Below are 26,762 nucleotides of genomic sequence, written 5' to 3'. Positions count from 1 at the left end.
GTAGTCGATGGGTTCCACCTTCATCCAGCGCCACGGACTGTGGAGTGCTGAGCAGCAGGACCAGGCCGACAAGATCGCGGCCCAGGTCACGGAGCAGGGTCTGCGCCAGGTCCGCGTCGCCTGGGGTGACCAGCACGGCATCCTGCGCGGCAAGACGCTCGAGGCCGGGCACTTCCTGTCGGTCCTGCGCAACGGCAAGGACTTCCAGACCGCCACGCTGATCTTCGACACCACGAACAACCCGGCCGTGCCGCCGTTCGCGGCCGACGGCTTCGGCGACCCGCGCATGACCGGTCTCCCCGACGGCGTGCTCGTCCCGGACCCGGGCACCTTCCGGATCCTCCCGTGGCTCGACAAGACCGGCTGGGTGCTGTGCAACCTGCACTACCGTTCGGGTGAGGTCGTCCCCTTCGACACCCGCGGCATCCTGCAGTCGCAGCTCTCGCAGCTGAAGGACGAGGGCTGGAACTTCGTCGCCGGCATCGAGCTCGAGTTCTACATCACCAAGCTCGAGGACCCGCGCCTGTCGTTCGAGCAGAGCGGCTACCCGCCGGACCCGCCCCAGGTCTCCGCCGTCTCCCACGGCTTCCAGTACCTGACCGAGAACCGTGGTGACGAGATCACCCCGATCCTCGACATCCTGCGCGACAACGTGGTGGCCCTCGGCCTGCCGCTCGCGACCGTCGAGGACGAGTGGGGCCCCGGCCAAACCGAGTTCACCTTCGAGGTGATGGAGGGTCTGCAGGCCGCCGACTCGGCGATCCTGCTGCGCAGCGCCATCAAACAGCTCTGCCGCCGCAACGGCCACCACGCCACCTTCATGTCCCGCCCGGCCCTGCCGAACGCGTTCTCGAGCGGTTGGCACCTGCACCAGTCCCTGGGCAACACCGAGGTCGAGAACGCCTTCGCCGGCACCGCCGACGAGGTCCTCTCCGACACCGGCCGCCACTGGATGGCCGGCCTGCTCGAGCACGCGCGTTCCTGCTCGGTGCTCAGCACCCCGACCGTCAACGGCTACAAGCGCTACCTGCCGGACTCGTTCGCCCCGGACCGCATCGCGTGGGCCGAGGAGAACCGCGGCGCGCTGATCCGCGTCGCCGGTGGTCGTGGCGACTCGAACACCCACCTGGAGAACCGCGTCGGCGAGCCGGCCGCGAACCCGTACCTGTACCTGGCCTCCCAGGTCATCTCGGGCCGCGACGGTCTGCGCAACAAGCTCGACCCGGGCCCCTCGGCCGACGAGCCGTACCAGGTCGAGGCCGAGCGCCTGCCGGGCTCCCTCGAGGAGTCGATCGAGCTCTTCAAGAAGAGCAGCCTGCTGCGCTCCGAGCTCGGTGACCCCTTCGTCGAGTACCTCTCGACGGTCAAGGGCAGCGAGGTCAAGCGCTTCAACGCCGCGGTGACCGACTGGGAGCAGCGCGAGTACTTCGAGGTCTACTGACGTGATCGACGACGCCGGCGCGGGGGTGCCGGGACTTCGGGTCCTGGCAGCCTCTCGTCTCTCGGACCCGGACCCGCGATCGACCCTGACGGTCGCGGCCGCCCAGCTCGGCGGACGGTGGCTCGACGTCGGCGCGCGCATGAAGCGTCTCGCGGAGGCGGCCCACGTGGCCGCCTCCGCGGGGGCTCAGGTGCTCGCCTTCCCCGAGACCTACCTCTCGGGCTATCCCTTCTGGCTCACCCGCACGCACGGCGCCAACTTCGAGGACGTCGCGCAGAAGCAGTGCTACGCCTACTATCTCGACTCGGCGATCGAGGTCGGTGGACCGGAGCAGCGCGAGCTCGAGGCACTCGCGACCGATCTCGGCCTGACCCTCTACGTCGGTGTCACCGAACGTGGACGTGGCCCGGCCAGCGGGTCGACCTACTGCACGCTCCTGGCCATCAAGCCCGGCGACGGGCTCGTCGGTCACCACCGCAAGCTGGTCCCGACCTACGACGAGCGCCTCGTGTGGGCCCAGGGCGACGGGAACGGTCTGCGGACCCACACCGTCGGCGCGGCCCGCGTCGGTGGCCTCAACTGCTGGGAGAACTGGATGCCGCAGGCGCGGCACGCCCTCTACGCCGACGGCGAGCAGGTGCATTTCGGGACGTGGCCGGGCGCGAGCTCGGTCAGCGCCGACATCACCCGCTTCACGGCGCAGGAAGGCCGGGTGTTCGCCATTTCGGCGTCCGGCATCCTGACCATGGACGACGTCCCCGACGACTTCCCGCTGTTCGACGAGCTGCACGCGAACTCGTCGCCGATGCCGTTCGACGGTGGGTCGGGCATCGCGGCACCCGACGGGACATGGCTCGTCGAGCCCGTCAAGGGAGAGGAAGGCCTGATCGTCGCCGACCTCGACCTCCGCGCCGTGGCCCAGGCGCGCCTGACCTTCGACCCGACCGGCCACTACAGCAGGCCGGACGTCTTCGGCGTCACCGTCGACCGCACCCGTCGGGAAGCGGTCGCGTTCACCGACTCGAGCACCTCCGAGGCAATCAGTGAGTGACAGTGCAGCGGCCCCCGACAGCCGGGCGGCCGAGGACACGATCCTGGTCGTCCAGCACCAGGACGACGCCGGCCCGGGCAACCTCGGCGAGTGGCTGACCGACAACGGGCTGCCGTGGGAGCTGGTCGACGCGTCGACCGACACGCTGCCAGCACCGGCACGCTTCCGGGCGCTCGTCGTCCTGGGCAGCCGGGAGGCCGCCTACGACGACACCATCCCGTGGCTCGCGGCGGAGAAGGACTTCGTCCGCGAGACGATGGCGCTGGGCACCCCGGTGTTCGGGATCTGCTTCGGCGCGCAGCTGCTGGCGATCCTGTTCGGGGGGAACGTGCAGAAGGCGTCGACGATCGAGCGGGGCTGGATCCCGATCTCGCCGTCCGTCGACCCGGCCGACGACGACTACGCCGAGCTCGTCGACTCGACCTGGTTCGAGTGGCACGGTGACGAGATCACCGCGCCGGGCTCGGCGACGATCGTCTCGCGGGGGAGCTGTGTCCAGGCGTTCCGCCGGGACGGGCACCTCGGTGTGCAGTTCCACCCCGAGGTGACCGAGACTCAGCTGGTCCAGTGGATGGACAGTGACCGTCGGCTGAAGCTGCTCGCCGAGGCCGGCGGGGAGCGGGCCGACCTGCTCGCGGACACCGCGACGCAGCTGCCCGAGGCGATCGCGGCGGCGCACCGCCTCTACTCCCGGTTCTTCCTGGGGGCATAGGAGCGCGACACGCATGAGCCGGGTGGTGCCGGCCCCCGACCAAGGCCGGCACCACCCGTCTGCCCGGCTCCCGGGTGACGACGAGGACCTCCCGCTCGAGAACCCGTGCACCCGGGACGCCGGGCCCTTGCATGTCCGGCCGGCCGCGGGTGCCGTCGGTCCCGGTCTCCGCCGCCCGCCGCAGACCCCCCCCGCATCGCCGCCCGCTGCCGCTCGACGACGCCGCCCGGATCGGCCACGAAGCGGTCGTAGGCCTGCGTGCCGAGTGCCTGCCGGTGCCGGCCGGCGATCTCGGCCCATGATCGCGCCGGCCGTGCGCATCTGGGCGCGGGCCGCTGACCGGCGGGGATGTGCCCGCCCCGGTCCGGCGACCGGGCCGGCGCGCACGCCCTCGTCCCCGGACGACCTCGCGGCGACCCCGGGTGGGTGGGCTAACGTCCGGACCGGTACGCGCCCGCCGGGGGGCCGTGGATCCGGTGGAGGGGGAGTGCTCATGACGGTGAACGGCGGCCGGGTGACGCTGCCCGGGGACACTCACTACAACCGGATGAAGGCCGATCTGCTCGGCGGCCGGTTCCCACCGGGTACCGTGCTGCACGAGACGGCGATGTCCGAGGTGTACGGCGTGTCCAGGACGCCGGTCCGCGAGGCGCTCGTCCGGCTCGCGCAGGACCGGCTGATCGAGCGGACGACGCGCGGGTTCGTCGTCCGCAGGCGGACGCCGGAGGAGATCCTCGAGATCTACGACGCGCGGATCGCGCTGGAGGCCACTGCCGCCGCGCTCGCGGCCGAGCGCCGTGGGGAGTTCGACCTGCAGCTGCTGGCGAGCCTGCACGCGTCCTCCACGGCGGAGACCGACGACGCGGCCCGGATCCGGACCAACGCCCTGTTCCATCTGGCGATCCGGTCGGCGGCGCGCAACGGGCTGATCGGTGCGCTGCTCGCGGATCTCGACGACCTGCTGACGATCTCCACGCCGGACCGGTCCCTCGGGGAGCCCCCCGAGCGCAGCATCGGGGAGCACGCCGAGCTGGTCGAAGCGATCCGCCGGCGTGACGCCGATACTGCCCGCGCCATAATGTCCACACACTTGATCCGAATGCGGGATCTGCGTGTCCGGACACTTCTGCACGAGCGAGAGTGACGCGCAGGCCACATTTCCGATGACCGTCGCCCGCTCTCTGTACTCGTTGTAGTACGCCCCCTGTGGGTCGTCGCGCGCTCGGTCGTTCCGCTCGTCCGCCGGCTGCTTGCGGAACGGGATGGGGTCTCGGCGCCTGGCGACTTCCGGCGGCCACGAACCCGGGTCCCCTCGATCCGACCGTGATTCTCGACGTCGTGCGCATCGCCGAGCGCGGGACGCTCGACCACGTCTTCGCCGGGAGCGCCCTGGGTCAACCCGTACGGCGTGCACTTCTCGCGCATGAAGGTCAGCGACCTGCTGCTGGACGGCGACGGCAAGGTCGTCGGCGGCAAGAAGCGGACCAACAAGACCGCCTTCGCGATCCACGCCGCGATCCACCACGCCCGGCCCGACATCGCCGGCGTCGCGCACGCGCACACGCTGCACGGTCGTGCGTAGGCCTCGCTGAGCCGCCCGCTCGAGGAAGCAGTCTGGTGGTTCATCACGATGGACCGCGCGTGCCGGACGCAGCTGATGGCCGAGACCGCCGGCACCCCGCGGATCATGTCCGACGAGGAGGCCGAGCCGGCCCACCGCCAGTTCGGCAACGCCAACCAGGCGCGGCACAGCTTCGAGATGCTCGCCGACATCATCCAGGAAGAGGAGCCCGGGTTCTCGACCGAGAACCCCCGCTGAACAGGTGGGTCCGGCCGGTGATCCGGGCCGGGGTCACTTCTCCTCGGCGAGCTCCTGGTCGTCCTCACCCGGCGCACCGGGACGGACGAGTACCAGCATCACCCGCGTCGTCACGTCGCCGAGGTTGTTCAGCTGGTGGCTCAGGTCGCCCGGGACCATCGCCACGTCGCCCGACCGGAGATCGATCCGGTGCGTGCCCGACCGCACCTCGATCTCCCCCTCGAGGACGATGAACACCTCCTTCGCGCCCGGCGAATGGGGGTGGAACGGTCCCGCCGAACAGTGGGGCGGCAGCGTGTACCGCACGATCTCCACGCCCTCGACGACGGGGAGCACCGACTCGCGGATCGCGCCCGTCTCCTCGTCGACCAGGCTGACCGCGCCGTCGCCCCTGACCACCTGGACCTCGGACGACGCACCCGCGACCGACAGCATCGTGGCCAGCGGAACCTGCAGCGCGTCGGCGATCCGTGCTGCCGAGGAGAGGCTCGGGTTGCGCTCGCCGCGCTCGATCTTCGACAGGGTTGCCCGAGACACGCCGCTGAGCGTCGCCAGGGACTCGAGGCTCAGCCTTGCCTGGTGCCGGCGCAGCCGCAGGCGCGCTCCGAAACTCGCATTCACACGCTGTGAATATCACGGCCGGCCCTCTGGTCGGCGCGACCTGCACTCCGAGGAGACACACAGAATGCCGTTCGTCGTCACGACGGCCTGTCTCGACAGCCTGGATCGCAGCTGCCTGCACCAGTGCCCGGTGGACTGCATCTACCTGGGTGGACGCATGACGTACGTCAATCCGGACGAGTGCATCGACTGCGGTGCATGCGAGCCCTCGTGCCCCCAGAACGCGATCTTCCACATCGACGACCAGCCGACCGACGAGGTGCACCTCGCTCCAGTGGCCGAGAAGTTCTTGCGCAGGATTGGCGCGGTCGGTCGCAATACGGACCGTGGTCCGCTGAATACGGACCCGCCGGAGATCGCGGAACTTCTGCGGCACCCGCCCGGTCGACGAGCCGGCTACGGTCGGCCGACGCCGTTCGCGGCGTACCCGGCACAGCGTTGCACCTGGCGGGTGCGGCGCTGACCACCGCGCCGCGGCCGATCACCGTGGGGTGTCAGCTCGCGAGGCGCATCGCGCGCGCCGCCGCACCGCGTTGTGCGACGAGCCGGGCCGAGGAGTCGGCCCCGGCCCGGTGACAGTCCCAGGCCGTGTCGAGCAGGCGGTTGAGGATCGTGGAGACGAGACCGGCAGGGAGCGCGGCGACCGCGGTGTCCGCCCGGCGGAGCGCATCGGCGACGGCGACCGACCCGGGTTCGGCGCGGAGGGCGCCGATGGCGTTGTCGACGGCGTGCGCGGCCCAGCGCAGCGCGCCGGTCGCGGGGGTGTGAGTGTCGGCAAGCATGATCGACACCTCCTTGCGGTCCGGCCGGATGTCATCCCTTGGTCATCTTCGTCAAGGTAGCATTGACCGTGGCGCAGTCAAGAGAGGGTTGACCGGTTTGACCAAGAAGAAGGTGTTCGCGCACGTCAGGGAGGCTGTCGACGAGCTGGAGAGCTCCAGCGACGATCTCGTCCGGCTCGCTGCGGCGCGGACGCTCCGGCAGCTGGCCGAGCAGGTCGAGCGCGAGGTCGTCGACGACGCACGCGCCGCCGGGCTGCGCTGGATCGACATAGGCGAGGTCTACGGCACGTCCAAGCAGAGCGTGCAGCAGCGCTTCACCACCCGCCGCGCCGCCGTCGAGAGCTGACCACCGCCGGCGGGCGGAGCGAGATCCACCGGCTCCACGCCGCGCCGGTCGTCGGCGGGACGTGCCCGAGTTCGTCGGCCGCCGGGCGAGCTCCGGGAGCTGCGCCGGGGTTCGCCGACGGGGTGCGCGTCGTCGAGCTCGCGTCGCTGCGCAACCCGGCACTGCTGCCCCAGGCGGTGTTCGACGGCCTCGGCCGCCGCGAGCAGCCTGCTCGTCGAGAATCAGGGCCGCGGCGGTGCCGTAGAGGAAGAAGTCGTGCCACTCCAGGGTGGTGCCGGCGAGGGTCGGTCGCAGTCCTGGCCGCCGACGGGCGCGCCGAGCTCGCTGCGCTGCTCATGCGCCATGACCCGGGCCACACCAGATGCCGATTCTGCTCTGCGGGTACAGCCGAACCGGCATGGTTCGCGGACACGCCCGCGCCCGGTGTGTGCGGACCGCGCGGTGCCCGGGTCAGCCCCGCCCGTAGAGCCGCGCGATGTCGGGGGAGTCGAGCCAGCCGCTGTAGGCGGGCGACTGCGGCCGGCCGTCGGGGGAGTCCTGCCACTCCTCCTGGCGGCCGAAGGGCAGGACGTCGGCCAGCGTGAACGTGTACGTCAGCTGCTCGACGCCGCGGCCGCTGGTGTACCAGGTCCGGTGGACGTCGTCGCCGTGACGCAGGAAGATGTTGATCGCGAAGCCCCCGCCGGGTGGGGCGTCGACGTCGGAGCCGAACGTGCTGTCGGCCGTCGAGTACCAGTCCATCGTGTTGCCGACGCGCTGCGCGTAGGCCAGTGCGTCGTCGATGGGGCCCTGGGTGACGACGACGAAGCGGGCGTCGTAGTTGTCGAGGAAGCCGAGCCGGGTGAACGACGAGGTGAAGCTGGTGCAGCCGCCGCACTGCCACTCGGCGCCGGGCTCCCACATGTGGTTGTAGACGATGAGCTGCGAGCGCCCGGCGAAGACGTCGACGAGCCGGACCGGGCCGTCCGCGCCGACGAGGGTGTACTCGGGCATCCGCACCATCGGGAGCCGGCGACGCTGCGCCGCGATGGCATCGAGCTCCTTCGTGGCGGCCTTCTCCCGGGCCCGCAGATCGGCGAGCTCACGGCGCCAGGTCTCGACGTCGACGACGGGTGGCTCGGCCATGCTCGCGGACTCCTTCGGCTCGGCGCGGGACTCGACGGTATCGACGTGGTCCACGATCCGCAGGGACAGCAGCGGCGCCCCGATGTCGCGGACCGCGGCGAGCACCCCGTGCAGCCGCGCCTGGTCGGCCAGCGCGCCGGTCAGGGTGGAGGTGCCGTCGGGGTGGCGGAGCAGCGCGAGCCCGTCGAGCCGGGGCGACCAGTGGTCGTCGAGGTGGCCGCGGAGCCGGAGCTCGTAGACGGCGCTCACCTCCGCGCCCCTGCGGGGGTGACGCCGCGTCGGCGGACGATCCACTCCGCGACGGCCAGGTTCAGCACCCAGCCGGCGCCGTTGGCGAGGTCGGTGACGAGCACCCCGGTACCGAACAGCGCGTACCCGACACCGATCGTCACCGTCTGGGTCCCCGCGGCCAGCGCGATCGCGTAGGCGCGGATCATCCATGCCCCGTGCGCGGCGAGGTCGCGGCGGTGGGCGGCGGCGACCCCGAGCACGAGCGTCGCGGCCTGCGCCGAGCCGAGGGCGAGCCGCAGCACGAACAGGATGTCGCCGGTGCCGGCCTTCGCGGGGGTGAACAGCGTCAGCCACAGCGCCGACGCGGCGACGACCAGCCCCGCGAGGACCACGACCCGGCCCGCACGCCGGTGCCATCCGCGGCGGCGCAGCGCGGGGACGAACTGCGCGGCGCCGGCGAGGACGAACACCGCTGCGCCGACGATGTGCGCCACGACGGGCAGGGGACCCGCGTCGAAGCGGGGGTCGGCGGCGACGACTGCGGGCCCGCCGGCGAGCTGCAGCAGTCGCAGCCCGCCCGCGACCAGCGGGATCGTGCCGAGCGCCACCAGCGCGGCGGGTGCCGGCCATGCCCGGGTGGGGCTGGTCATCGCGCGAGAACCGCGTCGGTCGGCACCGCCGCAACGGTCCGGCCGGCGTTGTGCCACAACGAGACTCCGAGGCCGATCAGCGCGACGCCCATGGGGACGGCGGCGAGCCGGATCACCGAGTGCGGGACGAACGAGCCCGCCAGCGTGAGGACGGGCGCGACCGCCAGCAGCAGTGACGCCCAGCGGGCCAGGACCCGCGCCCGGAACAGCGCGATGCCGAGCAGGACACCGCCGCCCAGGTAGAGCGCGAACGAGACCGTGCCGAGCGCGGCGACCGCACCGAGGCCACCGGTGTCGCCGCCGAGCGGGATGGCCAGGATCTCGTCGACGATCCGGGGCGCGTCCGCGGCCAGCTCGGGCAGCACGAACGCCTCGACGAACGTGTAGGCGATCGTCACCAGGTAGAAGCCGCTGAACGCCAGGTACCCGACGAGGCCGGTGACGCCGGCCTGTCGCACCTGCCGCAGGTAGACGCCCGTCATACCGGCGAGGCCGAGGACCGCCATGAGCAGCGTCAGGTGGTGGACGACGGCCCATGCGGTCGTGCCCACGGCAGCGACGGTCTCGACGGGGTGGATGAACTGCACGAACCCGAACAGCAGGCCCGACGCCGCGGCGGCGAGGCCCGCGGCCCGGGTGAGGGCGATGGCGGTGACGGTCATGTCGGCTCCTCGGGTTGCGGTGTGGCGCTGACGCTAGGAACCGATGTGGTGAGCGCACATCACACGACGATGTGAGCGCGCCCGGCGAGCGTCAGAGCAGGCCGCGTTCGCCCGCGCGCCGGACCGCGGCCCTGCGGGTGTTCACGTCGAGCTTGGTGAAGATGCTCTTGGTGTGGGTGCGCAGCGTGTTGACGGTGACGTACAGGCTCCGCGCGATCTCGGGGCCGGTGAGGTCGGTGGCGAGCAGCCGCAGCACGTCGCGCTCGCGGGCGCTGAGCACGTCGACGACCTGAGATGTCGTGTGCGGCAACAGGTGTGCAGCGTGCTCCGACTGGGCGGCGGCACGGTCGAGCAGGCCGGCCAGCGGTGGGCCCTCGTCGAGGAACAGCCGCGCGAACCCGGCCGGGACGCCGAGGCCGAGGGCGGCGACGAGCTCGGCGTCGGCGTCGGCCCCACGGCCCTGGGCCTCGTGGACGAGCGCGCGGAGCAGCCGGACCTCCACGATGCTCGCGTCCCGGTGGCCGCGACGGGCGTCGGTCTCGATGCGGTCGAGGATGTCGGTGACCTCGTCGCCGAGGTGTCCGTTCTCGCGGTGCTCCGCCAAACGCAGCCGCACGAGGGTGAGCTGGTCGAACTCGGCCAGGTGGGACGGCTCGTCGGGGACGGCGATCCCGCGCTCGCGCAACGACTCCCGTGCCTCGTCGAGCCGGCCCGCCGCGATCAGCACCCTGGCCCGCACCGACGCGATCGGGCGTATGTCCGGGAAGAAGCCCGGCAGGTACAGCGGCGCGGCCTCGTCGAGCAGCCGCAACGCGTCGTCGAGGTCGCCGCGGGCCCGCGCCAGCCCCGCCGCCGTGGTGAACCAGCGATGCCGGTTCTCCAGCAGCGACGCGCCCTCGCCCAGCTCCCGCGCGGCCCGCAGGTGCTCGTCGGCGGCGGGGAGATCGTCCTGCTCACGCAGCACATCGGCCAGCGCGACGTGCAGGTCACCGGTCGTCGTCAACGGTGTGGCGTGGGCCCGTGCGGTGGCGAGCGCCCGTTCCAGCAGGTGACGGGCCTGCACCGGCCGGCCCCGCGCCCGCCGCATCTCGGCGAGCACGACGGTCGCACCCAGCTCGTCGGCGAGGTTCCCGGCCGCGGCGAGGCTGCGGACGGCGTCGGAGAAGGTGTCGACGGCCGTCGCCATGTCGCCGTCGGCCCACGCGGCCAGGCCGAGGAACCCGGCGGCGCCCCCACGGGCCAGGTGGTCGTGCGGGCCGGCGAGGTCGAGGGCGCTGCGGGCGTGGGCGAGGGTCCCGGCGACGTCGCCGCGGGCCTGCGCCACCGACGCCCGGTAGATCGCGACCGTCGCCGGCAGGGCCCGGAGCTCGTCGGCGCGGGCGGCGACCCGCGCGGGATCACCGTCGATGGCCGCCGCCGGCCGCGCCAGGGCCGCCTCCGCGGCGTCGAGCCGGTCGTCGACGCCGTCGAGGTCGCCCTCCGACAGCCGCGTCCACGCCGCCGCGGTGCCGAGCAGGGCCCGCGCGCGGACCTGCTCGTCGGGCAGCGCGCGCAGCCAGTCGCGCAGGGTGCGGTCCTCGCGGTTGCGGCGCAGCTCCGGCAGGCCCAGCTCGACCAGGTCGGCTGCCAGGCCGGCGTCGCCGCCGGCGACGGCGTGGCCGACGGCGTCGGTGAGCTCACCGTGGGCGGCGTGCCAGCGGGCCGCGGCGCGGTGCAGCGACGGGACCCGGTCGGGCGACCCGGCCGTCAGGCGCGCGCGCAGTGCCTCGCCGAACAGGTGGTGGTAGCGGTACCAGGTGCGTCGCCCATCGAGCGGCACGACGAACACGTTGTCGCGGTCCAGGGTCTCCAGGGTCGCGGCGCCGTCGTCGCGGCCGGTCAGCGCGTCGCACAGCGGGCCGGTGAGCTGCGCGAGCACCGACGTCGCCAGCAGGAAGTCGCGGACGTCGTCGGGCCGACGGCGCAGCACCTCCTCGACGAGGTAGTCGAGGACGAACCGGTGACTGCCCGCGAAGTCGTCGACGAACCCGTCGACGTCGTCCTGGCCGTGCACCGTCAGCGCCGCCAGCTGCAGCCCGGCCGCCCACCCCTCGGTTCGGGCGCCGAGGGCGGCGACGTGCGCGTCGGTGAGGGGCAGCCCCATCACGCCGGTGAGGAACTCGGCGGCCTCCGGAGGGGTGAAGCGCAGGTCCGCGGCGCGCAGCTCGACCAGCTCGTCGCGGACGCGCAGCCGGGGCAGCGGCAGTGGTGGGTCGGCACGGGTCGCGATCGCCAGCGTGACCCCTGCCGGAAGGTGGTCGAGCAGGTAGGCGACGCACTCGTGCACCCCGGGGTCGTCGACGACGTGGTAGTCGTCGAGGGCCAGCACGGTCGCGCCGGGAAGCCGGTCGAGGTCGTCGACGAGCGCGGCCGCGAGCGTCTCGACCACGGCGGGACGGCCGCTGTCCATGAGCGCGAGCGTCGCCGCACCCAGGTCAGGGGCCACGCGCCGCAGCGCGGCGACGACCGCGGTGAGGAACCGTCGCAGGTCGTCGTCGGACGTGTCGAGCGACAGCCACGCGACCGCTGCGACGTCGATCCCGTCCGAGGTCAGCCACTGCGTGAGCATCGTGGTCTTGCCGAAGCCGGCCGGGGCCGAGACGAGGACCAGCCGCGGCGAGCCGCGCCGGACGTCGTCGAGCAGGCGCGGGCGGGGGACGAGACGACGCCGCGGTGCCGGGACGCGGACCTTCGTCCCGGGCACCGGCATCGGGCGAGGATAGCCGCGGGGCGGGGAATCCGAAGTGGAGAGATCAGCCCGTCCGGCCGATCCGCTGCGCCGCATCGCGGTCCAGACTGACCTCGACACCGACGTCAGGGGGAGACCGTGGCAGCAGTTCCCGTGTTCAAGAACGGCACCAACGTCCGCCGGGGCGGTAGCACGAAGGGCAACCCGGACAACATCCTCGGCGCGATCGACGCGGGCGACTACAACGCCATCGGCCAGTGTGCGGGCGAGCAGGTCACCGAGGGCGAGAACACCAACTTCTGGTGGGTCCTGCTCGACACGCCCGTCGGCCAGGGCTGGGTCAGCGCGGTGCGGATCAACCTGGGCGGCAACAACGAGCCCATCCCCGGCATCCCCACGGGCCCCACCCACTTCAGCTGGGGCTGAGCCGACCGCGCGGACCCATCGCGCCGCCGCTCAACCGTTGCGCAGCAGCAGGTTGAGCGCGGCGCGGGTGCGGCGGCGTCGAGGGTGGGGGCGACGTCGGCCATCGCGGTGAACGCGGTGCGCGCCAGGTGCTGCGCGATGGTGCGCACGGCGACGTCGTGGTCGCGGGTTGCCGGGTTGCTGACGAGCACCCGTGTCGCGACGGGGTGCCGGTCGTCGTGGTGGCCGTCGAGCAGCCCGTCCGGGGCGTCGCCGCGGACGGTGGCGGCGAGGCGCCAGCCGGTTCACCGCGTCCTGCAGCCCGAGGTCGAGTCGGCGGAGCCGGTGGCACCATCCGGGGTATGGCGCGGCTGATGATCGTCCATCACACGCCGTCGTCCGCTACCGCGGAGCTGCTCGACGCCGTAGTCCGCGGCGCGAGCGACCCGGAGATCACGGGCGTCGAGGTCGTGCGCCGCGCGGCGTTGGGCGCCACCGCTACCGCGGCGGGGTTCCCGGGCGCCTGGATGTTCGGGTGGACCGGCAGGCTCGCCTTGAGCGGGGTCAGGGCCGAGCCCTCGCCGGACGGGACCGTGCCAGGTTCGTGACGACCGTGTGGCGTCGACGACAGACGGGCGGGGTCGCGTCTGTCAGGGTGGCCCGGTGAGCACGTCGACCGAGCACCGTGTGACGACCGAGCGCCGCGGACACGTCCTGCTGATCCGGATGGAGCGCCCCGCCAAGCGCAACGCAGTCGACGCCGCGATGACCGCCGCTCTCGACGCGGCCCTCAATGAGCTCGAGGACGACCCGGACCTCTGGTGCGGCGTCCTGTCCGGGGGGCCCGGGACGTTCTGCGCCGGAACCGACCTGGCCACCCGCGCCGGGGAGCCGACGCCGCGTGGGGGCAACTACGGCGTCGTCCGCCGCGTGCGGTCGACCCCGCTGGTGGCCGCCGTCGAGGGGGCGGCCTACGGCGGCGGGTTCGAGATCGTGCTGGCCTGCGACATGGTGGTGGCCGCGCGGTCGGCCCGGTTCGCGCTGCCCGAGGTGGCACGTGGCCTCGTCGCCAACTGTGGCGCCCTGTTCCGGACGCACCGCCCGCTGCCGCTGACCGTCGCCAAGCAGATGCTGTTGACGGGGCGGCCGCTCGATGCGCAGCGCGCCTACGACCTGGGTCTGGTCGGAGAGCTGGTCGACGACGGCGAGGCCGAGGACGCCGCGGTGGCGCTGGCCGAACAGGTGTGTGCCAACTCGCCCGTCGCCGTCCGCGCGACCCTGCGGGCCGTCGACGCCGTCGTGTCCGAGTCCGACGAGCGGGGCTGGCGCGCGACCGCCGTCGCCGGGGTCGTCATCGACGGCTCCGAGGACAAGGCCGAGGGCGTCGCAGCGTTCCTGGACAAGCGCGAGCCCCGCTGGACGGGGCGCTGAGGGTCAGGGGCGGACGCGGACGACGACCTCGGACGCGGTCACGCTCTCGACACCGACGGTGAACCCGCCCGCCTCGGTCTCGGCGCCGACCGGCACCCGGACGCGCTGGCCGGCGACCACGATCTCGGCGACGTCGTTCTGCACCCCGACGAGCTCGGCCTCGATGCCGAGCACCGACACCGCTGCCTCGCCGCTGCGGGGGAATGCGATCGTGCAGCCGTTCAGGCCACAGTCGGTCGTCGACGATCCGCCCCCGCAGCCCGAGAGGACCAGCGCGAGGGCGACGCCGACGAGGCCGAGGGATGCGCGCCGGGCGGGCGTACGGAGGGTCACGCCGCCAGGATAGTGAGGATTTGTCCGGATACGAGGCGTGGGTCGGCCCGCCTCCGCCAGGCCGCCCGGTTCGCGCCGGCCGAGGCGGTTCCCGACCTCGACCGTCGCGACGAACGAGACGACGAGCGCTGGTTGAGCGCGCCCGCGACCACGACGGCCAGCACCAGGACGAGCGTGACCAGCACGAACCATCCGTAGGTGGGTACGAGGCCGAGGCGTCCGTCAGGGCGACCAGGCCGGTGAGGTGCGCGACCTCGGCGAGGACCTTCCACACGGGGGAGCGGCGGGTGCCGCGCTCGGTGCCGCCACAGGAGCCGGCGGCACCGACGAACACGGGCCGAGCAGCACGTCGGCCGCGCCCGGGGACCGTTCGGCGGCACCGACTGCGGCTTTTTGCCGTCGGTTAACCGAGTGGCCGGGAGACTGACGGCATGACGACGAGGACCCGCGGATGACGTCCCCGACACCGACACCGCGGCGGCAGGTCGACGACACCCAGCCGATCCCCGCCGTCCTCCCGGCCGCAGCGGCCGGGCCCGGGCCCGGAGCCGACGCCACGCAGGCGATCATGCCGCCGCGGACGGGCCCCGGCGCGCCGCCGCCGCAGGCCACCCAGGCCATGCCGGCCGGCGATCCGCCCGGCGGCACCCGGACCACACAGGTGGTCGCCGCCGCGGCCCCGCGGCGCCCGCGGTGGCTGGTGCCCGGCGCGATCGCGCTCGTCGTCGTCCTCGTCGCGGGCGTGCTGTGGTGGGTGCTCTCGCCGACGACGACCTCGTCGTCGCAGCCCGCCGGCAACGCGCCGGTCGCCGTGCCGTCAGGCGTCGGCCCGGCCCCCGCCGGGACCGGGAGGACCCTCGATGTCGCTGCCGACGGGTCGAAGCAGTTCCGCAGCATCGCCGACGCCGCCGCGCAGGCGAAGCCCGGTGACACCGTGCTGATCCAGCCCGGCTCCTACGAGGGCTTCCGGGTCCCGACGAGCGGCACCGACGGCCAGTGGATCACCTACCAGGGCGCGCCGGGCGGCGCCGTCGAGATCAACGGCGGCGACGGCAGCGACAAGGGCCGGATCGACCTGTCCGAGCGCTCGTACGTCCGGATCGCGGGCCTCTCGGTGCAGAAGGCGAACCGCTTCGGCATCTACGCCGAGAACACCTCGAACATCGTGCTCGACAAGGTCGAGGTGGCCGACTCCCGCCACGGCGGCGTCGTCTTCCTCAACGGGTCGGCGATCACCGTCCAGTACGCCGACGTCCACGGCAACAACTCCATCGGCACCGACGCCGAGATGGAGGCCATCAGCATGGACAACGTCGACGGGTTCGAGATCGTCGGCTGCACGGTGACGGGCAACGGCGAGGAGGGCATCGACGCGAAGTACGAGGCCCGCAACGGCCGCATCCACGGCAACACCGCGAGCGACAACCGCGGCCCGAACATCTACATCGACTCCGCGCACGACATCGTGGTGTCCGACAACAAGGTCTCCGGCGCCAGCGGCCCCGGCAAGACCGGGATCATGCTGGGTGTCGAGGACTACTCCGACACGCGCCGGCTGGCCAACATCGACATCGTCAACAACGTCGTGACCGGCAACAACGGCGGCGGGATCGGCTTCTTCACCGAGTCCGACGGCACCTTCTCCGACGTCCGGATCCTCAACAACACGATCGTCGGCAACGAGACGGCGGGCCTGGTCCTCGGCAACACCCGGCTGAGCGGCACGAACATCCTGCGCAACAACCTCTTCGCGGGCAACGAGCAGGACGTCAAGGGCCGCCCGGGGACGGCGTTGACCGCCGACCACAACCTGTTCGCCGCGGCGGGCGTCGGCACCGACCAGGTGACCGGCGTGCCCGAGTTCGTCGACCAGCCGGCCGGGGACTTCCACCTCAAGCCGGGCACCCCGGGTACCGCGGCCGGTTCGGCCGACGGGGCGCCGCCCGCCGACATCGCCGGCGCCCCCCGGCCGGCCGAGAAGCCCGACATCGGGGCGTACCAGACCGTGGAGTGACGTTCGGCCGACTCCGCGCCCTCGCGCAAGCCGAATGCCGGGCGCCGTCGCAGGATGGGATCCGACGATCGGCGATGGACGACGGAGGAGTGCGCGTGGCGAAGCCGGCATTCGGGGCATGGCTGGGGACGACGTGGGCGCCGCACGAGGTGCTCGCCGTGGCGGGGGAGGCCGAGGCCGCCGGGTTCGACTCCGTGTGGCTGGCCGACCACTTCATGGCCAACACCGGCACCGAAGAGGTGTCCGACCGGGGCAACCTCGAATGCTTCGGGATGCTCGCCGGCATCGCCGCGGTGGTGCCGCGGGTGCGGCTGGGCAGCCTCGTCGCGTCGATCACCTTCCGGCACCCGGCGGTGCTGGCCAACGTCGCCGCGACCGTCGACGGCATCAGCGGCGGCCGCCTCGTCCTCGGGGTCGGTGCGGGCTGGCAGCTCAACGAGCACGCCGCCTACGGGCTGGCGCTCGGGCCGGTCCGCGAGCGCATCGACCGGTTCGAGGAGGGCCTGCAGGTCCTCACCGGGCTGCTGCGGGAGCCGACCACGACGTTCGCCGGTGACCACTACACGGTCACGGGCGCACCGATCGTGACGCGGCCCTGCGCCGCCCGGCTGCCGATCCTCATCGGCGCGGCCGGTGAGCAGCGGATGCTCGGCGTCGTCGCCCGCCACGCCGACGAGTGGAACTGCTGGTCGACGCCCGAGCTGTTCGCGCACAAGTCGAACGTCCTCGACGAGCACTGCGAGCGCATCGGCCGCGACCCGCGGGAGATCCGCCGTTCCACCCAGGCGATGCTGGAGATCGACGGCGACAGCAGCGGCCCGGGCAGCGCGGTGGTCTCCGGGTCGGTCGCGCAGATCGTCGACGTCATCGGGCAGTGGGCCGACGCGGGCGTCGACGAGGTGATCGTCCCCGGCATCCGCGGCAGCGCCGACGATGCCAGGCGCCTGTTCGACCGCGTCGCCTCGGACGTCCTCCCGCAGCTCTCGTGACCCTGCGAGCGGCAATGGTCGCCATGACGACCATTGCCACTCACGAGCGCCGGAGGCGTCGTCGTCCGTCGTGTGGGAGGGCGTCGCAGCTCGCAGCGGGTCGTCGGTGCGTCGCCGGTCAAGCCTTCCAGAGCTCGAGGATCGCGGCGGCGGTCTCCGCCGGACGCTCCAGCGGCGGGATGTGACCGGCCCCGGGGATCGTCACGACCCGGCCGTCGACGAGCCCGGTCGCGGCGCGCGCGGCCCGCTCGGACGTCCACATCGGGTCCTCGGCCCCGGCGATCAGTAGCGTCGGCACGCCGATCCGATCCAGGCGCTCCGAGAGGTCCGGGCGCGCCAGCATCATCGACCGCATCACGCGGTGCATCCCGACGCGGTCACCGCCGCGGAACGCCTCCCGGACCAGGGTGGTGGTGTCCGCGTCGACGGTGGGAGACAGCAACGCGTCGACGACCGGGCCGGTGAGCGGACGTGCTCCGGCGACGCGGAAGGCTGCGGTGAGCAGGGCGATCCTGCGTCGCTGGGCGGGCGGCAGCGGCGTCGGCGGAGCGGCGATCGCGACGAGGCTGCGTATCGCGTGCCGGGCCGCGAAGGCGTATCCGACGTGCCCGCCCCAGGCGTTGCCGACCCAGTCGACCTCCGGGCCCAGGTCGAGGGCCCGCAGCACCTGGGCGGCGGCGTCGGCGCAGTCGTCGAAACCGAACCGGCGTGGTGGGCGGCCGGCGCGGCCGTGCCCGGGGCCGTCGAGCAGGACGAGCGTGCGGTGCGCGCCGAGTGTGGCGCGGACGCGGTCCCACTGCCGCGCGTCCAGGAACAGGCTGTGCCACAGGAGGGCGGGCGGCCCGGCGCCGTCGACCTCGACGTACACGGTGCCGATCCCGGTATCGATGCGCATGGCAATCTCCCTCGAAAGATGCTTCGGAATCCGAAGCTTCGGAAACCGGAGTATGTTCGGCGATCGTGGCCCCGTCAACCCGTCCCCTGCCCACCGACAGGCTCGCCGTCGGACAGGTCCTCGTGCGGCTGCTGCAGCGGTTCCGGCACGCCGTGCTGGAGGTCGCCGCCGAGCACGGCGTCACCGACGTGCGAGAGGCGCACCTGCCCGTCCTCGGCAACGTCGGCGTCGACGGGGTCCGGCTGACGACGTTGGCCCGTCGTGCACAGCTGAGCCTCGCCGCGTGCGCCGAGCTCGTCGACGACCTGCAGCGCAAGGATTACCTGGAACGTCGTCGCGACCCCACCGACGGCCGCGCGAAGCTGATCGTGCCCACTCCACGGGGGCGGGAGCTCCTCGAGCTGGCCGGTAGGCGGGTCGCGGAGATCGAGACGGCATGGGGTGACCGGGTCGGGCCCACCGAGTTCGAGCAGGCGATGCGCACCCTCGACCGGCTCGTCGCGATCCTCGACGAGGAGGGTGGTGGCCGCGACGTGTGACCGGTCAGCCGGCGGGCTCGTGGGGGAAGCGCACGCGCAGGGCGGCCGCGGCGAGCGCGGCGGCGGCCACCACGATCGCGCCGAGCAGCAACGCCGGCCGGTACCCGCCGCCGAGCAGCGGCGCGGCCACGATCGGCCCGAGGATCTGGCCGACGCTGTAGCCGACGGTCAGCACCGCGATCGAGCGGGCGAAGCCGAGCTGGGTGCCGATGGGCAGCGAGATCGTCGCGACGGCCAGGAACGTCGCCCCGAACAGCACAGCCGCGACGACCGCCGTAACCGTCCCGGCGACGAGCGCGGGCAGCGCGATCCCGACCGCCTGCACGACCAGCGCCGCGAGCAGCAGAGTGGGCCGCGACCAGCGACGGATCAGCATCGTCCACAGCGCGCACGACGGCAGCGCCGCCAGCCCGACGACGATCCAGGTCCACGCGCCGACGGCTCCGGAGGTGTTCTGCTGCACCGCCGCTACCAGGAACGTCCCGGCGATGATGTAGCCGACGCCCTCGAGCGAGTAGCTGACGAACAGCGCCATGAACCACGGCCGGGTTCGGCGCCGTGGACGGCCGGCGGCTGCGGCGTCGGGCGCCGGGTCACCGCCCACGGGCAGCATCCACGCGACCGACGCGAGCAGCGCCGCCAGCGCCGCCGACGCCCACCAGGCGACGGTCCAGTCCGCGACGACCCTCACCACCGCGACGAGCAGCCCCGACAGCGCGATCCCCGCGCCGACGCCGCCGATCGTCCAGCCGACGAGATGGTCGGCGTGCCCGCGCAGGTCGGAGAGGACGGTCGTGAACGTCGCGACGAACACGACGGCGCTCGCGATGCCCGCGACACCGCGGAGGACCTCCCACGCCGGCACGTTCGTGGTGACCGCCATCAGCGCGACTGCCGCCACGAGCAGCACCAGCGACAGCCGGTAGACGCTCCGGGAGCGCATCGCGGCGGGCGCGACCGTCCCGATCACGGCGCCGACGAGGTAGCCGACGTAGTTGGCCGTCGCGAGCGCGGCGGCGGACTGCGCGCTCAGCCCGGCCTGGTCCTCCATCAGTGGCAGGATCGGGGTGAAGACGAAGCGGCCGATCCCCATCGCCGTCGCGAGCGCGCAGGCGCCGAGCGCGACCGTCCGCCACGGCGTCGCCGAGCGGGTGGGAGCGTCGGTGGTCATCGGGCTCCCGGTGTCGACGGTGGTCGCGGTGTCGCCGTCGACGCTATGTCGCGGTCGCGAGCACCGGAAGCCCGACCGCGATCCCAGCCGTACCGATCGGTACGCCCGCGGCTGCGACTTGTGGGCCGGGCCACAGGTTGCTACAACGGAACCATCCCTCGCCGGCATACCGGACGGTAGGTCGACGAGCCCGTCCGCGACAGGAAGGTGCCCGGTGGACCGCACGTCGGAGCTGGCCCTCATCGACGAGATAGCCGATCTCCTCGCCCGCGGCACGACGGCGATGGCCGCGGACGTGGGCCGCGTCCGCACCGTCGACATCGTCGGGCCGGAGCGCGCCGAGGCGGAGCGGGCCCTGTTCACGCAGCGTCCGCTCGTCGTCGCCCCCGGGGCCGCGGTCCCGCGGCCGGGCGACTTCGTGGCCGACGAGATCGCGGGCATCCCGCTGCTGGTCGTCCGCGGTGACGACGGGGTCGTCCGCGTCTTCCTCAACGCCTGCCGGCACCGCGGGAACCTGGTGTGCGAGGAGGCGTCGGGGAACCAGCGGGTGTTCTCCTGCCGCTACCACGCCTGGACCTACGACCGGCAGGGGAACTGCCGCAGCACCGTCGACCGGGCCGGCTTCGCGGGCCTCGACGACAGTGACACGAGCCTGGTCGCGTTCCCGACGGAGGAGCGGCACGGGCTGATCTGGGCGCGGCTGACCGCGGGCGCCGACCTCGACGTCGCCGCCCACCTCGGTCCTGACCTCGACGCCGAGCTGGCCGGGTTCGCCCCGCACGCCCGTCACCTCTACGCGGGCGAGACCACGACATTCGGCTTCAACTGGAAGTTCGGCGTCAACACCTTCCAGGAGCTTTTCCACCTGGCGTTCCTGCACAAGAAGACGCTGGGCTCGGCGTTCATCTCCAACGTGTCGGCCTACCGCAGCTACCCGTTGCACCAGCGCCTCACGGTCGTGCGCAGCACCTTCCCCGAGATGGTCGCGGGACCGGAGCCGGACCGGACGCTGTTCCCGCACTGCACGCTCGTCTACGTGCTGTTCCCCAACACCGTGTTCGTGTGGCAGCTCGACCATCTCGAGGTCTGGCGGTTCACCCCGACACCCGGCGATCCGGGGTCGTGCCAGGTCGGACTGTGGCTCACCACGGAGCAGGAACCGCAGACCGACAAGGCGCGCCGGCACTGGCAGCGCAACTGGGAGCTCACCAAGTCGACCGTGTACGGCGAGGACTTCGCGACGATGGCCAACATCCAGCGTACCGTCAGCTCCGGCGCGCTTCCCGAGATCGTGTACGGCCGCAACGAGATCGGCCTGCAGGACTACTACCGCAACGTCGCGGAGGCGGTGTGACCGGCGCGGCGCTGGTCACCGGCGGCGCCAGCGGGATCGGGCGGGCCGTCGTCGAGCGGCTGCTGCGCGACGGGCTGGGCGTCGTCGTCGCCGACGTCAACGAGGCCAACGGCGACCGTGCCGTGGCCGAGCTGACCGACGCGGGTTTCGGCGACCGGGTGGCGTTCGTGCGCGTCGACGTCTCCGACGAGGACGCCGTCGCCGCGGCCGTCGCCACGACCCGGGAACGCTTCGGCCGGCTCGACGCCGTGGTCAACAACGCGGGCGTCGGCGGGGCGTTCGGGCCGATCACCGACGTCGAGCTGGCGGACTGGGAGTACACGTTCGGCGTGATCAGCCGCGGAGTGTTCCTCGGGACGAAACACGCCGCACGGATCATGAAAGCCGATGCGTGCGGCGGGGCCATCGTCAACACCGGGTCGCTCGCCGGGATCAGCGGCGGCGCTGGCCCGCAGGCCTACTCGGCGGCGAAGGCGGCCGTCATCAACTTCACGCGAGCGGTCGCGGTCGAGCTGGCGCCGTGGCGGATCCGGGTCAACAGCGTCTCCCCGGGGTTCATCCGCACGCCGATTCTCGGGGGCGGCGCAAGGCACCTCGACCGGCTGCTCGGCACCGTGCAGCCGTGGCCCGAGATCGGCGAGCCCGCGCACGTCGCGTCGGTGGTCTCGTTCCTCGTCGGGCCCGACTCGTCGTTCGTGACCGGCGAGTCGATCAACGTGGACGGCGGGGTCACGGCGGCGGGCCCGCACGTCGGCGACCTCGTCGGCGGGGACCCGGCGGCGCGCGGGCTGACCGGCGTCGCCAGGGGATCGACGGGCCGGCAGTCCGTGGTGCGGAGGCGGTCGGAGGTGGACGGCCGTGTCGCGGGCGGCTGAACCGGCCGCCCCCCGGGCGGGGCGGCGCAGCGCGCGCGACGGGATCGTCGCCGCCGCGGTCGAGCTGTTCGACAAGCAGGGCTACGAGGCCACGGCGGTGCAGGAGATCGTCGACGCGGCCGGCGTGACCAAGGGGTCCTTTTATCATCACTTCGACAGCAAGGACGCCGTCCTGCTGGTCATCCACGACACCTTCATCGACCACCAGCTCGACGTGCTCGACTCCATCTCCACCGGCGACCGGCCCGTCACCGAGACCCTCGCCGAGCTGATCGAGGAGATCGTCGTCGGCGTCGAGGCCTACCAGCAGCAGCAACGCATCTTCTACGAGCAGCACCGCTTCCTCACCGACGAGCGGTTCGAGGCCGTCAAGGTCAAGCGCAGCGAGTTCGAACGCCGCGTCGTGCGGATGATCGAACGCGGTGTCGAACGCGGGGAGTTCCGGCCGATCGAGTCGGCCAAGATCGTCGCGTTCGGGATCATCGGGATGAGCGCCTGGACCTACCACTGGTACCACCCGGGCACCCTCACCGCGCGCGAGATCGGCCGGCTCTACGCACAGGTGGTGATCCGTGGGCTCGCCGGTGACGACTGACCGGGCCTGGATGTCCCTCACGGGCGGGCCCCGGGAGATGGCGTTCTGGGTCGAGGAGCTCGCGCATCGGGCGGACAGTCCGGGTGCGGTCGCGCTGGCCGTGGCGACGATGTCGCGGGCGACCATCCCGTTGCTCACCGGCCTCCTCGCCGAACCCGAGGCCCACCCCGGCCCGCACGTCGACGCCCTCGTCGCCCTCGACCCCCTGCGCGACCGGCCCTACCTCGACGACGGCCCCGACGCCGCCGTCCTCGCCGACGTCCTGCTCACCGGGCTCTCCCGCGCCCGCGCCGACTACGAGGGCGCGGAGGTCTGGGCGGCCGGCCGCGTCGCCGGCCCCGGCGACCGCGCCGGCCGCCACCGCGTCGTCCGCGGGCTGCTCGACCTCGACTCGATCTACGCGACCCCCGAGTGCCGCGCCCGGCTCGAGGGCCGCGCCCGCTACAACCTCGCGCTCGAGGAGCGCGCCACCCGCCCGTAGAGCACGGCGACACCTGGTGGAGCACGGCGACACCGACCCCGACGAAGTGGGAGGCCCGCTGAACATGGACGGACTGACGATGTCGGCGGCGGTACGTCGCGCCGCCGAGCTGCACCCCTACCGGACGGCGATCGTCTACGAGGGCCGCAGGTGGACCTACCGGGAGTACGACGACCGCGTCAACCGGGCCGCGAACCTGCTGCGGGACCTCGACATCGGCTTCGGCGAGCACGTCGCGATCCTGGGGCGCAACTCGATCGAGTACCTCGAGCTGTGCCACGGCGCGGGCCGGATCGGCGCAGTCTTCGGCACGATCAACTGGCGGCTCGCGCCCAAGGAGATCAGCTTCATCGTCACCGACGGCGACGCCAAGGTGCTCTTCGTCGAGGCGATGTTCCAGGACGCCGTCGCCGCCGTGCTCGACGAGCTGGCCGGCATCACCCTCGTCGTCTACGACGGCCCCCCGACCCTGCCCGGCGCTCTCACCTACGACGACCTGCATGCCGCTGCGGCCACCGACAACGCGGACGTCGAGGTGAACAGCGACGACGAGGCGCTGATCATGTACACCTCGGGCACGACCGGACTGCCCAAGGGTGCGGTGCTCACCCACGGCAACATCTGCTGGGACACCGTCTCCTACCTGACCTACGCTCCGCCGCGGGCCGGCGACGTCGCGCTGCTCTCGATGCCGACCAACCACGTCAGCGGGCTCCACATGGTCGTCAACGCGTTCTTCGCCCGCGCGCTGCCGATCGTCGTCATGCGGCAGTTCGAGCCGGCCGAAGCATGCCGGCTCATCGCCGAGCACCGCGTCACGCAGGCCTGCATCCTCGTCACACCCATGCAGATGCTGTTGGAGTACCCCGAGCTGCACACCCACGACCTCAGCTCGCTGCGGTCGGTGCTCACCGCGGCCGCGAAGTACAACCGGGAGTTCCCGGCGCAGGTCATGCACAAGCTCGCGCTGGAACACCTGTGGTTCGCCTACGGCCTCACCGAGGCCTCGCCGATGGTGTCGGTGACCGAGTTCGTCGGCGAGATGGCCGATCGGGAGAACACCCTCGGGCGACCCATGTGGTACCTCGACGTCCGCATCGCCGACGACGACGACCAGCCTGTCGCGCCCGGGGAGGTCGGGGAGATCCTCGTCAAGGGACCCAACGTCTTCCGTGGCTACTACAAACGCGACGACGTCAACAAGGAGGTGCTGCGCGGTGGCTGGCTGCACACCGGCGACCTCGCCCGGGCCGACGAGGACGGCTACCTGTACTTCGTCGACCGCAAGAAGGACATGATCAAGTCGGGCGGGGAGAACGTCTTCTCCCTGGAGGTCGAGATGGCGCTGCTGGCCGCCAACCCGGAGCTCGCCGAAGCGGCCGTCCTGGGTGTCCCCGACGACCGGTGGGGCGAGGCCGTCACCGCCTTCGTTACGTTCCGTGATGGCCGGGCCTGCGACACTGCCGAGCTGGTGCAACGCACCAGGCACCATCTCGCCGGCTACAAGCTGCCCAAGACCGTGCACGTCCGCGAGGAGCTGCCCAAGAACGTCTCGGGCAAGGTCCTCAAGCGGGTCCTGCGGGCCGACCTGCTCGGGGACGGCTGAGCGGTCCTCGGCGGGCCGCCGGACGACCGTGGGGTTGCGCCAGGGCACGTGCGGCCCCGACCTCGGCCGCAACCCGATGGTCGTGCCCAGGGTGCGGGCAGCCATGAGGTTGCGGCCGACACGCGGCGCGAGCGCGTCGAGCTCCGCGGCGGCGGCGTCACGATCACCGGTCCCGATCAGGGTCTCGACGAGCAGCGCCCGCCACGGCAGCACCCCGACCCGGTCGACGGGACCGCGGACCGGGTCGTCGGCGAGCCGGGGGCGAGCGCGGCGACCATGCCCGCGGGGTCGCCCTGCGCCTGGGCGAGCACCGCGACCTCCTCGGGGGCGCCGGTCGCGTGCAGCACGGTGGCGACGCGGCCCGCCGTGGCGAGCCGCTGCAGCATCGTCGTCCTGCCGATGCCGGCCTGTCCGGCCGCGACGACGACGGAGGGCTCGCCGGAGCGCGCCCGGTCGAGCTCACCGGTCAGCACGGCGAGCTCGGCCGAACGTCCGACGAACGGCTCAACCGAGCCCACGGTCCGAGTCTGGGGATCGTGCGGCTGCGGAACAACCGCCGATCGGCAGGGGACTCGCGGATCTGTGGTTGTATACGAAAACTTGTGCAGGCCGACAGAATCCGGGTTCAGCGGTGACACGAGGAGGGAACTGCATGCAACGAACGGTTCTGATCAACGGCACGTTCCTCACCGGGGACGACTTCGCCCCCGTCACGGGCGCACTCGCCACCTCGGGCGGGCGCATCGAGGCCATCGGCCCCGACGTCGGCGCCCGCCCCGGCGACGACGTCGTCGACCTCGGCGGTGGCGTCGCGATGCCGGGGCTGATGGACGCGCACTGCCACCTCATCTACCGTGACGTCGCCGACCCGTACGACATCGAGCTGCGCAAGTCCGTCCCGCAGGCGACCGTCGACGCCGTGGCCACCGCGACCCTGCTGCTGCGCAAGGGCTTCACCACGATCCGCGACGTCGGCAGCCGCGCCAACATCGGCGTCGAGGTGCGCAACGCGATCGCGCGCGGCGACGTCCCCGGCCCGCGGGTGCTTGCGGCGGGCCGGATCGTGTCGGCGCCCGGCGGGCTCGGCGACTTCCAGCCCTCGCACCTGTTCGAGGACGCGCCCTACAAGTACAGCCTGGCCGTGCAGGTCGTCGGCCCGTACGAGGCCGCCGCGGTCGTGCGCACCCAGCTCAAGGACGGGGTGGACTGGATCAAGGTCGGCGTCAGCGGCACCGGGTTCAACCCGCTCTGCCCGGCCGAACGCAGCGGGCTCACCGACGTCGAGTTCACCGCCCTGATCGAGGAGGCGGGCCGCCAGGGCGTCCCCGTCGTCGCGCACGCCGAGTCGGCGGGCGCGGTCCGGATCGCGGCCCGGGCCGGTGTCGCCAGCATCGAGCACGCGATCTTCCTGCCCGACGACGCGCTGGAGGCGATCGTCGAGAACGGCGTCACGATCTCGCCGACGCTGTCGATGTACCGCGCGTTCGCCGAGCAGGGCCTGGAGATGGGCATCCCGCAGGTGATCGTCGACGAGCACCGCCGCACCCACGAGCACCACGTCGACAGCATCCGCCGCGCCGTCGCGGCGGGCGTCCCGATCGTCGCGGGCGGCGACGCCGGGCTCACCCACTTCCCGCAGGGCAGCTGCGCGATCGAACCGGCCACCTACGTGGAGCTCGTCGGGATGAGCGCGCAGGCCGCGCTGCGGACCATCACCGTCGACGTCGCCCGCCTGCTCGGGATCGCCGACGAGGTCGGCACGCTCGCGCCCGGGAAGGCCGCCGACCTGCTGGTCCTGCGCCGCAACCCGCTCGACGACGTCACCGCCCTCTCCGACGACGACGCCAGGGCGATGGTCGTCCAGGCCGGCCGGGTCGTGGCACGGACCGCCGCGTAGACGGCGCCG

30 protein-coding genes and 1 pseudogene are annotated in these 26,762 nt (G+C 72.7%); 20 read left to right on the top strand and 11 right to left on the bottom strand.

What is annotated here, in order from left to right; translation table 11 throughout:
- The first annotated feature begins 7 nt into the window (after nucleotides 1-7).
- The 6 genes and pseudogenes from TOK_RS10440 to TOK_RS33320 all read left to right on the top strand — a co-directional run bounded on the left by TOK_RS10440 (nucleotide 8) and on the right by TOK_RS33320 (nucleotide 5,023).
- Complete coding sequence (locus TOK_RS10440; protein ID WP_098957585.1) at nucleotides 8-1,441, top strand: glutamine synthetase family protein; 1,434 nt, start codon at nucleotides 8-10, stop codon at nucleotides 1,439-1,441.
- A 1-nt stretch (nucleotide 1,442) separates the two neighbouring features.
- Nucleotides 1,443-2,492: a carbon-nitrogen hydrolase family protein gene (locus tag TOK_RS10435; RefSeq protein ID WP_098957584.1), complete on the top strand. Its 1,050-nt coding sequence runs from the start codon at nucleotides 1,443-1,445 to the stop codon at nucleotides 2,490-2,492.
- Nucleotides 2,485-3,204, top strand: coding sequence for a type 1 glutamine amidotransferase (locus TOK_RS10430; protein ID WP_098957583.1), 720 nt, complete (start codon nucleotides 2,485-2,487; stop codon nucleotides 3,202-3,204). The genes TOK_RS10435 and TOK_RS10430 overlap by 8 nt, the downstream gene beginning before the upstream one ends.
- 493 nt (nucleotides 3,205-3,697) lie before the next feature.
- Nucleotides 3,698-4,348, top strand: coding sequence for a GntR family transcriptional regulator (locus TOK_RS10425; RefSeq protein WP_216361922.1), 651 nt, complete (start codon nucleotides 3,698-3,700; stop codon nucleotides 4,346-4,348).
- Nucleotides 4,349-4,594: 246 nt separating this feature from the next.
- Nucleotides 4,595-4,786, top strand: a pseudogene (locus TOK_RS33325) (class II aldolase/adducin family protein); the annotation flags it as partial.
- A gap of 75 nt (nucleotides 4,787-4,861) precedes the next feature.
- A complete protein-coding gene (locus TOK_RS33320) occupies nucleotides 4,862-5,023 on the top strand; it encodes a hypothetical protein (RefSeq protein ID WP_216361920.1) in 162 nt (53 codons plus the stop codon).
- Between the two features lie 33 nt (nucleotides 5,024-5,056).
- Here TOK_RS33320 and TOK_RS10415 read toward each other — a convergent pair whose 3' ends face one another.
- Complete coding sequence (locus tag TOK_RS10415; protein ID WP_098957581.1) at nucleotides 5,057-5,644, bottom strand: XRE family transcriptional regulator; 588 nt, start codon at nucleotides 5,642-5,644, stop codon at nucleotides 5,057-5,059.
- 64 nt (nucleotides 5,645-5,708) lie between these two features.
- On the opposite strand from TOK_RS10415, the gene TOK_RS10410 reads away from it, so the two are divergent.
- Nucleotides 5,709-6,107 (top strand): ferredoxin family protein, encoded by a 399-nt coding sequence (locus TOK_RS10410; RefSeq protein WP_098957580.1) that lies wholly within the window; start codon nucleotides 5,709-5,711, stop codon nucleotides 6,105-6,107.
- Nucleotides 6,108-6,138: 31 nt separating this feature from the next.
- On the opposite strand, the gene TOK_RS10405 is transcribed toward TOK_RS10410, so the two are convergent.
- Entirely contained in the window at nucleotides 6,139-6,426 is a 288-nt protein-coding gene (locus TOK_RS10405; protein WP_141566339.1) for a hypothetical protein, read from the bottom strand.
- Nucleotides 6,427-6,523: 97 nt separating this feature from the next.
- Here TOK_RS10405 and TOK_RS31615 point away from each other — a divergent pair, with 97 nt between their 5' ends.
- A complete protein-coding gene (locus TOK_RS31615; protein ID WP_141566338.1) occupies nucleotides 6,524-6,772 on the top strand; it encodes an RNA polymerase subunit sigma-70 in 249 nt (82 codons plus the stop codon).
- A gap of 450 nt (nucleotides 6,773-7,222) precedes the next feature.
- Here TOK_RS31615 and TOK_RS10400 read toward each other — a convergent pair whose 3' ends face one another.
- The 4 genes from TOK_RS10400 to TOK_RS10385 form a co-directional block, all read right to left on the bottom strand.
- Entirely contained in the window at nucleotides 7,223-8,146 is a 924-nt protein-coding gene (locus TOK_RS10400) for a DUF899 family protein (protein ID WP_253258295.1), read from the bottom strand.
- Nucleotides 8,143-8,778: a DUF2306 domain-containing protein gene (locus TOK_RS10395; RefSeq protein ID WP_098957578.1), complete on the bottom strand. Its 636-nt coding sequence runs from the start codon at nucleotides 8,776-8,778 to the stop codon at nucleotides 8,143-8,145. The genes TOK_RS10400 and TOK_RS10395 overlap by 4 nt, the downstream gene beginning before the upstream one ends.
- Entirely contained in the window at nucleotides 8,775-9,440 is a 666-nt protein-coding gene (locus TOK_RS10390; RefSeq protein ID WP_098957577.1) for a hypothetical protein, read from the bottom strand. The genes TOK_RS10395 and TOK_RS10390 overlap by 4 nt, the downstream gene beginning before the upstream one ends.
- A gap of 91 nt (nucleotides 9,441-9,531) precedes the next feature.
- Complete coding sequence (locus TOK_RS10385; RefSeq protein WP_098957576.1) at nucleotides 9,532-12,189, bottom strand: LuxR C-terminal-related transcriptional regulator; 2,658 nt, start codon at nucleotides 12,187-12,189, stop codon at nucleotides 9,532-9,534.
- 117 nt (nucleotides 12,190-12,306) lie between these two features.
- Between TOK_RS10385 and TOK_RS10380 the strand changes: the two genes are divergently transcribed.
- The 3 genes from TOK_RS10380 (at nucleotide 12,307) to TOK_RS10360 (ending at nucleotide 14,004) form a co-directional block, all read left to right on the top strand.
- Nucleotides 12,307-12,594, top strand: coding sequence for a hypothetical protein (locus TOK_RS10380; RefSeq protein WP_141566337.1), 288 nt, complete (start codon nucleotides 12,307-12,309; stop codon nucleotides 12,592-12,594).
- A 341-nt stretch (nucleotides 12,595-12,935) separates the two neighbouring features.
- Nucleotides 12,936-13,181 carry a hypothetical protein gene (locus TOK_RS35315; RefSeq protein ID WP_374754877.1) on the top strand — a complete coding sequence of 82 codons (246 nt, stop codon included), beginning with the start codon at nucleotides 12,936-12,938 and terminating at the stop codon, nucleotides 13,179-13,181.
- A gap of 55 nt (nucleotides 13,182-13,236) precedes the next feature.
- Nucleotides 13,237-14,004, top strand: a complete 768-nt coding sequence (locus TOK_RS10360) for an enoyl-CoA hydratase-related protein (RefSeq protein ID WP_253258294.1) — start codon at nucleotides 13,237-13,239, stop codon at nucleotides 14,002-14,004.
- Between the two features lie 3 nt (nucleotides 14,005-14,007).
- Here TOK_RS10360 and TOK_RS10355 read toward each other — a convergent pair whose 3' ends face one another.
- Nucleotides 14,008-14,337 (bottom strand): hypothetical protein, encoded by a 330-nt coding sequence (locus TOK_RS10355; protein WP_098957573.1) that lies wholly within the window; start codon nucleotides 14,335-14,337, stop codon nucleotides 14,008-14,010.
- Entirely contained in the window at nucleotides 14,334-14,522 is a 189-nt protein-coding gene (locus tag TOK_RS33315) for a hypothetical protein (protein ID WP_216361919.1), read from the bottom strand. Before TOK_RS33315 ends, TOK_RS10355 begins: the two co-directional genes overlap by 4 nt.
- 266 nt (nucleotides 14,523-14,788) lie before the next feature.
- Here TOK_RS33315 and TOK_RS10345 point away from each other — a divergent pair, with 266 nt between their 5' ends.
- On the top strand, nucleotides 14,789-16,351 hold the full coding sequence (locus TOK_RS10345; protein WP_098957571.1) for a right-handed parallel beta-helix repeat-containing protein: 1,563 nt from the start codon (nucleotides 14,789-14,791) through the stop codon (nucleotides 16,349-16,351).
- A gap of 95 nt (nucleotides 16,352-16,446) precedes the next feature.
- Nucleotides 16,447-17,340, top strand: coding sequence for a TIGR03560 family F420-dependent LLM class oxidoreductase (locus TOK_RS10340; RefSeq protein ID WP_098957634.1), 894 nt, complete (start codon nucleotides 16,447-16,449; stop codon nucleotides 17,338-17,340).
- Nucleotides 17,341-17,458: 118 nt separating this feature from the next.
- Here the strand turns inward: TOK_RS10340 and TOK_RS10335 are convergent, their stop codons facing one another.
- Complete coding sequence (locus TOK_RS10335; protein WP_098957570.1) at nucleotides 17,459-18,235, bottom strand: alpha/beta fold hydrolase; 777 nt, start codon at nucleotides 18,233-18,235, stop codon at nucleotides 17,459-17,461.
- Nucleotides 18,236-18,300: 65 nt separating this feature from the next.
- On the opposite strand from TOK_RS10335, the gene TOK_RS10330 reads away from it, so the two are divergent.
- The gene (locus TOK_RS10330) at nucleotides 18,301-18,774 is read left to right on the top strand and encodes a MarR family winged helix-turn-helix transcriptional regulator (RefSeq protein WP_098957569.1); all 474 of its coding nucleotides are present in this window, start codon (nucleotides 18,301-18,303) and stop codon (nucleotides 18,772-18,774) included.
- Between the two features lie 4 nt (nucleotides 18,775-18,778).
- Here TOK_RS10330 and TOK_RS10325 read toward each other — a convergent pair whose 3' ends face one another.
- Entirely contained in the window at nucleotides 18,779-19,945 is a 1,167-nt protein-coding gene (locus TOK_RS10325) for a YbfB/YjiJ family MFS transporter (RefSeq protein WP_098957568.1), read from the bottom strand.
- Nucleotides 19,946-20,159: 214 nt separating this feature from the next.
- Between TOK_RS10325 and TOK_RS10320 the strand changes: the two genes are divergently transcribed.
- The 5 genes from TOK_RS10320 to TOK_RS10300 all read left to right on the top strand — a co-directional run bounded on the left by TOK_RS10320 (nucleotide 20,160) and on the right by TOK_RS10300 (nucleotide 24,856).
- Complete coding sequence (locus TOK_RS10320) at nucleotides 20,160-21,299, top strand: aromatic ring-hydroxylating dioxygenase subunit alpha (protein WP_098957567.1); 1,140 nt, start codon at nucleotides 20,160-20,162, stop codon at nucleotides 21,297-21,299.
- On the top strand, nucleotides 21,296-22,174 hold the full coding sequence (locus tag TOK_RS10315; RefSeq protein WP_098957566.1) for an SDR family NAD(P)-dependent oxidoreductase: 879 nt from the start codon (nucleotides 21,296-21,298) through the stop codon (nucleotides 22,172-22,174). Before TOK_RS10320 ends, TOK_RS10315 begins: the two co-directional genes overlap by 4 nt.
- A complete protein-coding gene (locus TOK_RS10310) occupies nucleotides 22,158-22,769 on the top strand; it encodes a TetR/AcrR family transcriptional regulator (protein ID WP_098957565.1) in 612 nt (203 codons plus the stop codon). Before TOK_RS10315 ends, TOK_RS10310 begins: the two co-directional genes overlap by 17 nt.
- The gene (locus TOK_RS32510; RefSeq protein WP_172457511.1) at nucleotides 22,759-23,250 is read left to right on the top strand and encodes a hypothetical protein; all 492 of its coding nucleotides are present in this window, start codon (nucleotides 22,759-22,761) and stop codon (nucleotides 23,248-23,250) included. The genes TOK_RS10310 and TOK_RS32510 overlap by 11 nt, the downstream gene beginning before the upstream one ends.
- A gap of 64 nt (nucleotides 23,251-23,314) precedes the next feature.
- The gene (locus tag TOK_RS10300) at nucleotides 23,315-24,856 is read left to right on the top strand and encodes a long-chain-fatty-acid--CoA ligase (protein WP_141566336.1); all 1,542 of its coding nucleotides are present in this window, start codon (nucleotides 23,315-23,317) and stop codon (nucleotides 24,854-24,856) included.
- A 176-nt stretch (nucleotides 24,857-25,032) separates the two neighbouring features.
- Here the strand turns inward: TOK_RS10300 and TOK_RS10295 are convergent, their stop codons facing one another.
- Entirely contained in the window at nucleotides 25,033-25,374 is a 342-nt protein-coding gene (locus tag TOK_RS10295) for an ATP-binding protein (RefSeq protein WP_098957562.1), read from the bottom strand.
- 134 nt (nucleotides 25,375-25,508) lie between these two features.
- On the opposite strand from TOK_RS10295, the gene TOK_RS10290 reads away from it, so the two are divergent.
- A complete protein-coding gene (locus TOK_RS10290; protein WP_098957561.1) occupies nucleotides 25,509-26,753 on the top strand; it encodes an amidohydrolase family protein in 1,245 nt (414 codons plus the stop codon).
- Nucleotides 26,754-26,762: the final 9 nt, after the last annotated feature.

It is taken from the genome of Pseudonocardia sp. N23 (assembly GCF_002583555.1).
Taxonomy (GTDB): domain Bacteria; phylum Actinomycetota; class Actinomycetes; order Mycobacteriales; family Pseudonocardiaceae; genus Pseudonocardia.
Note: the sequence above shows the minus strand (reverse complement) of the source record. Positions and strands in the feature narration are given on the sequence as shown.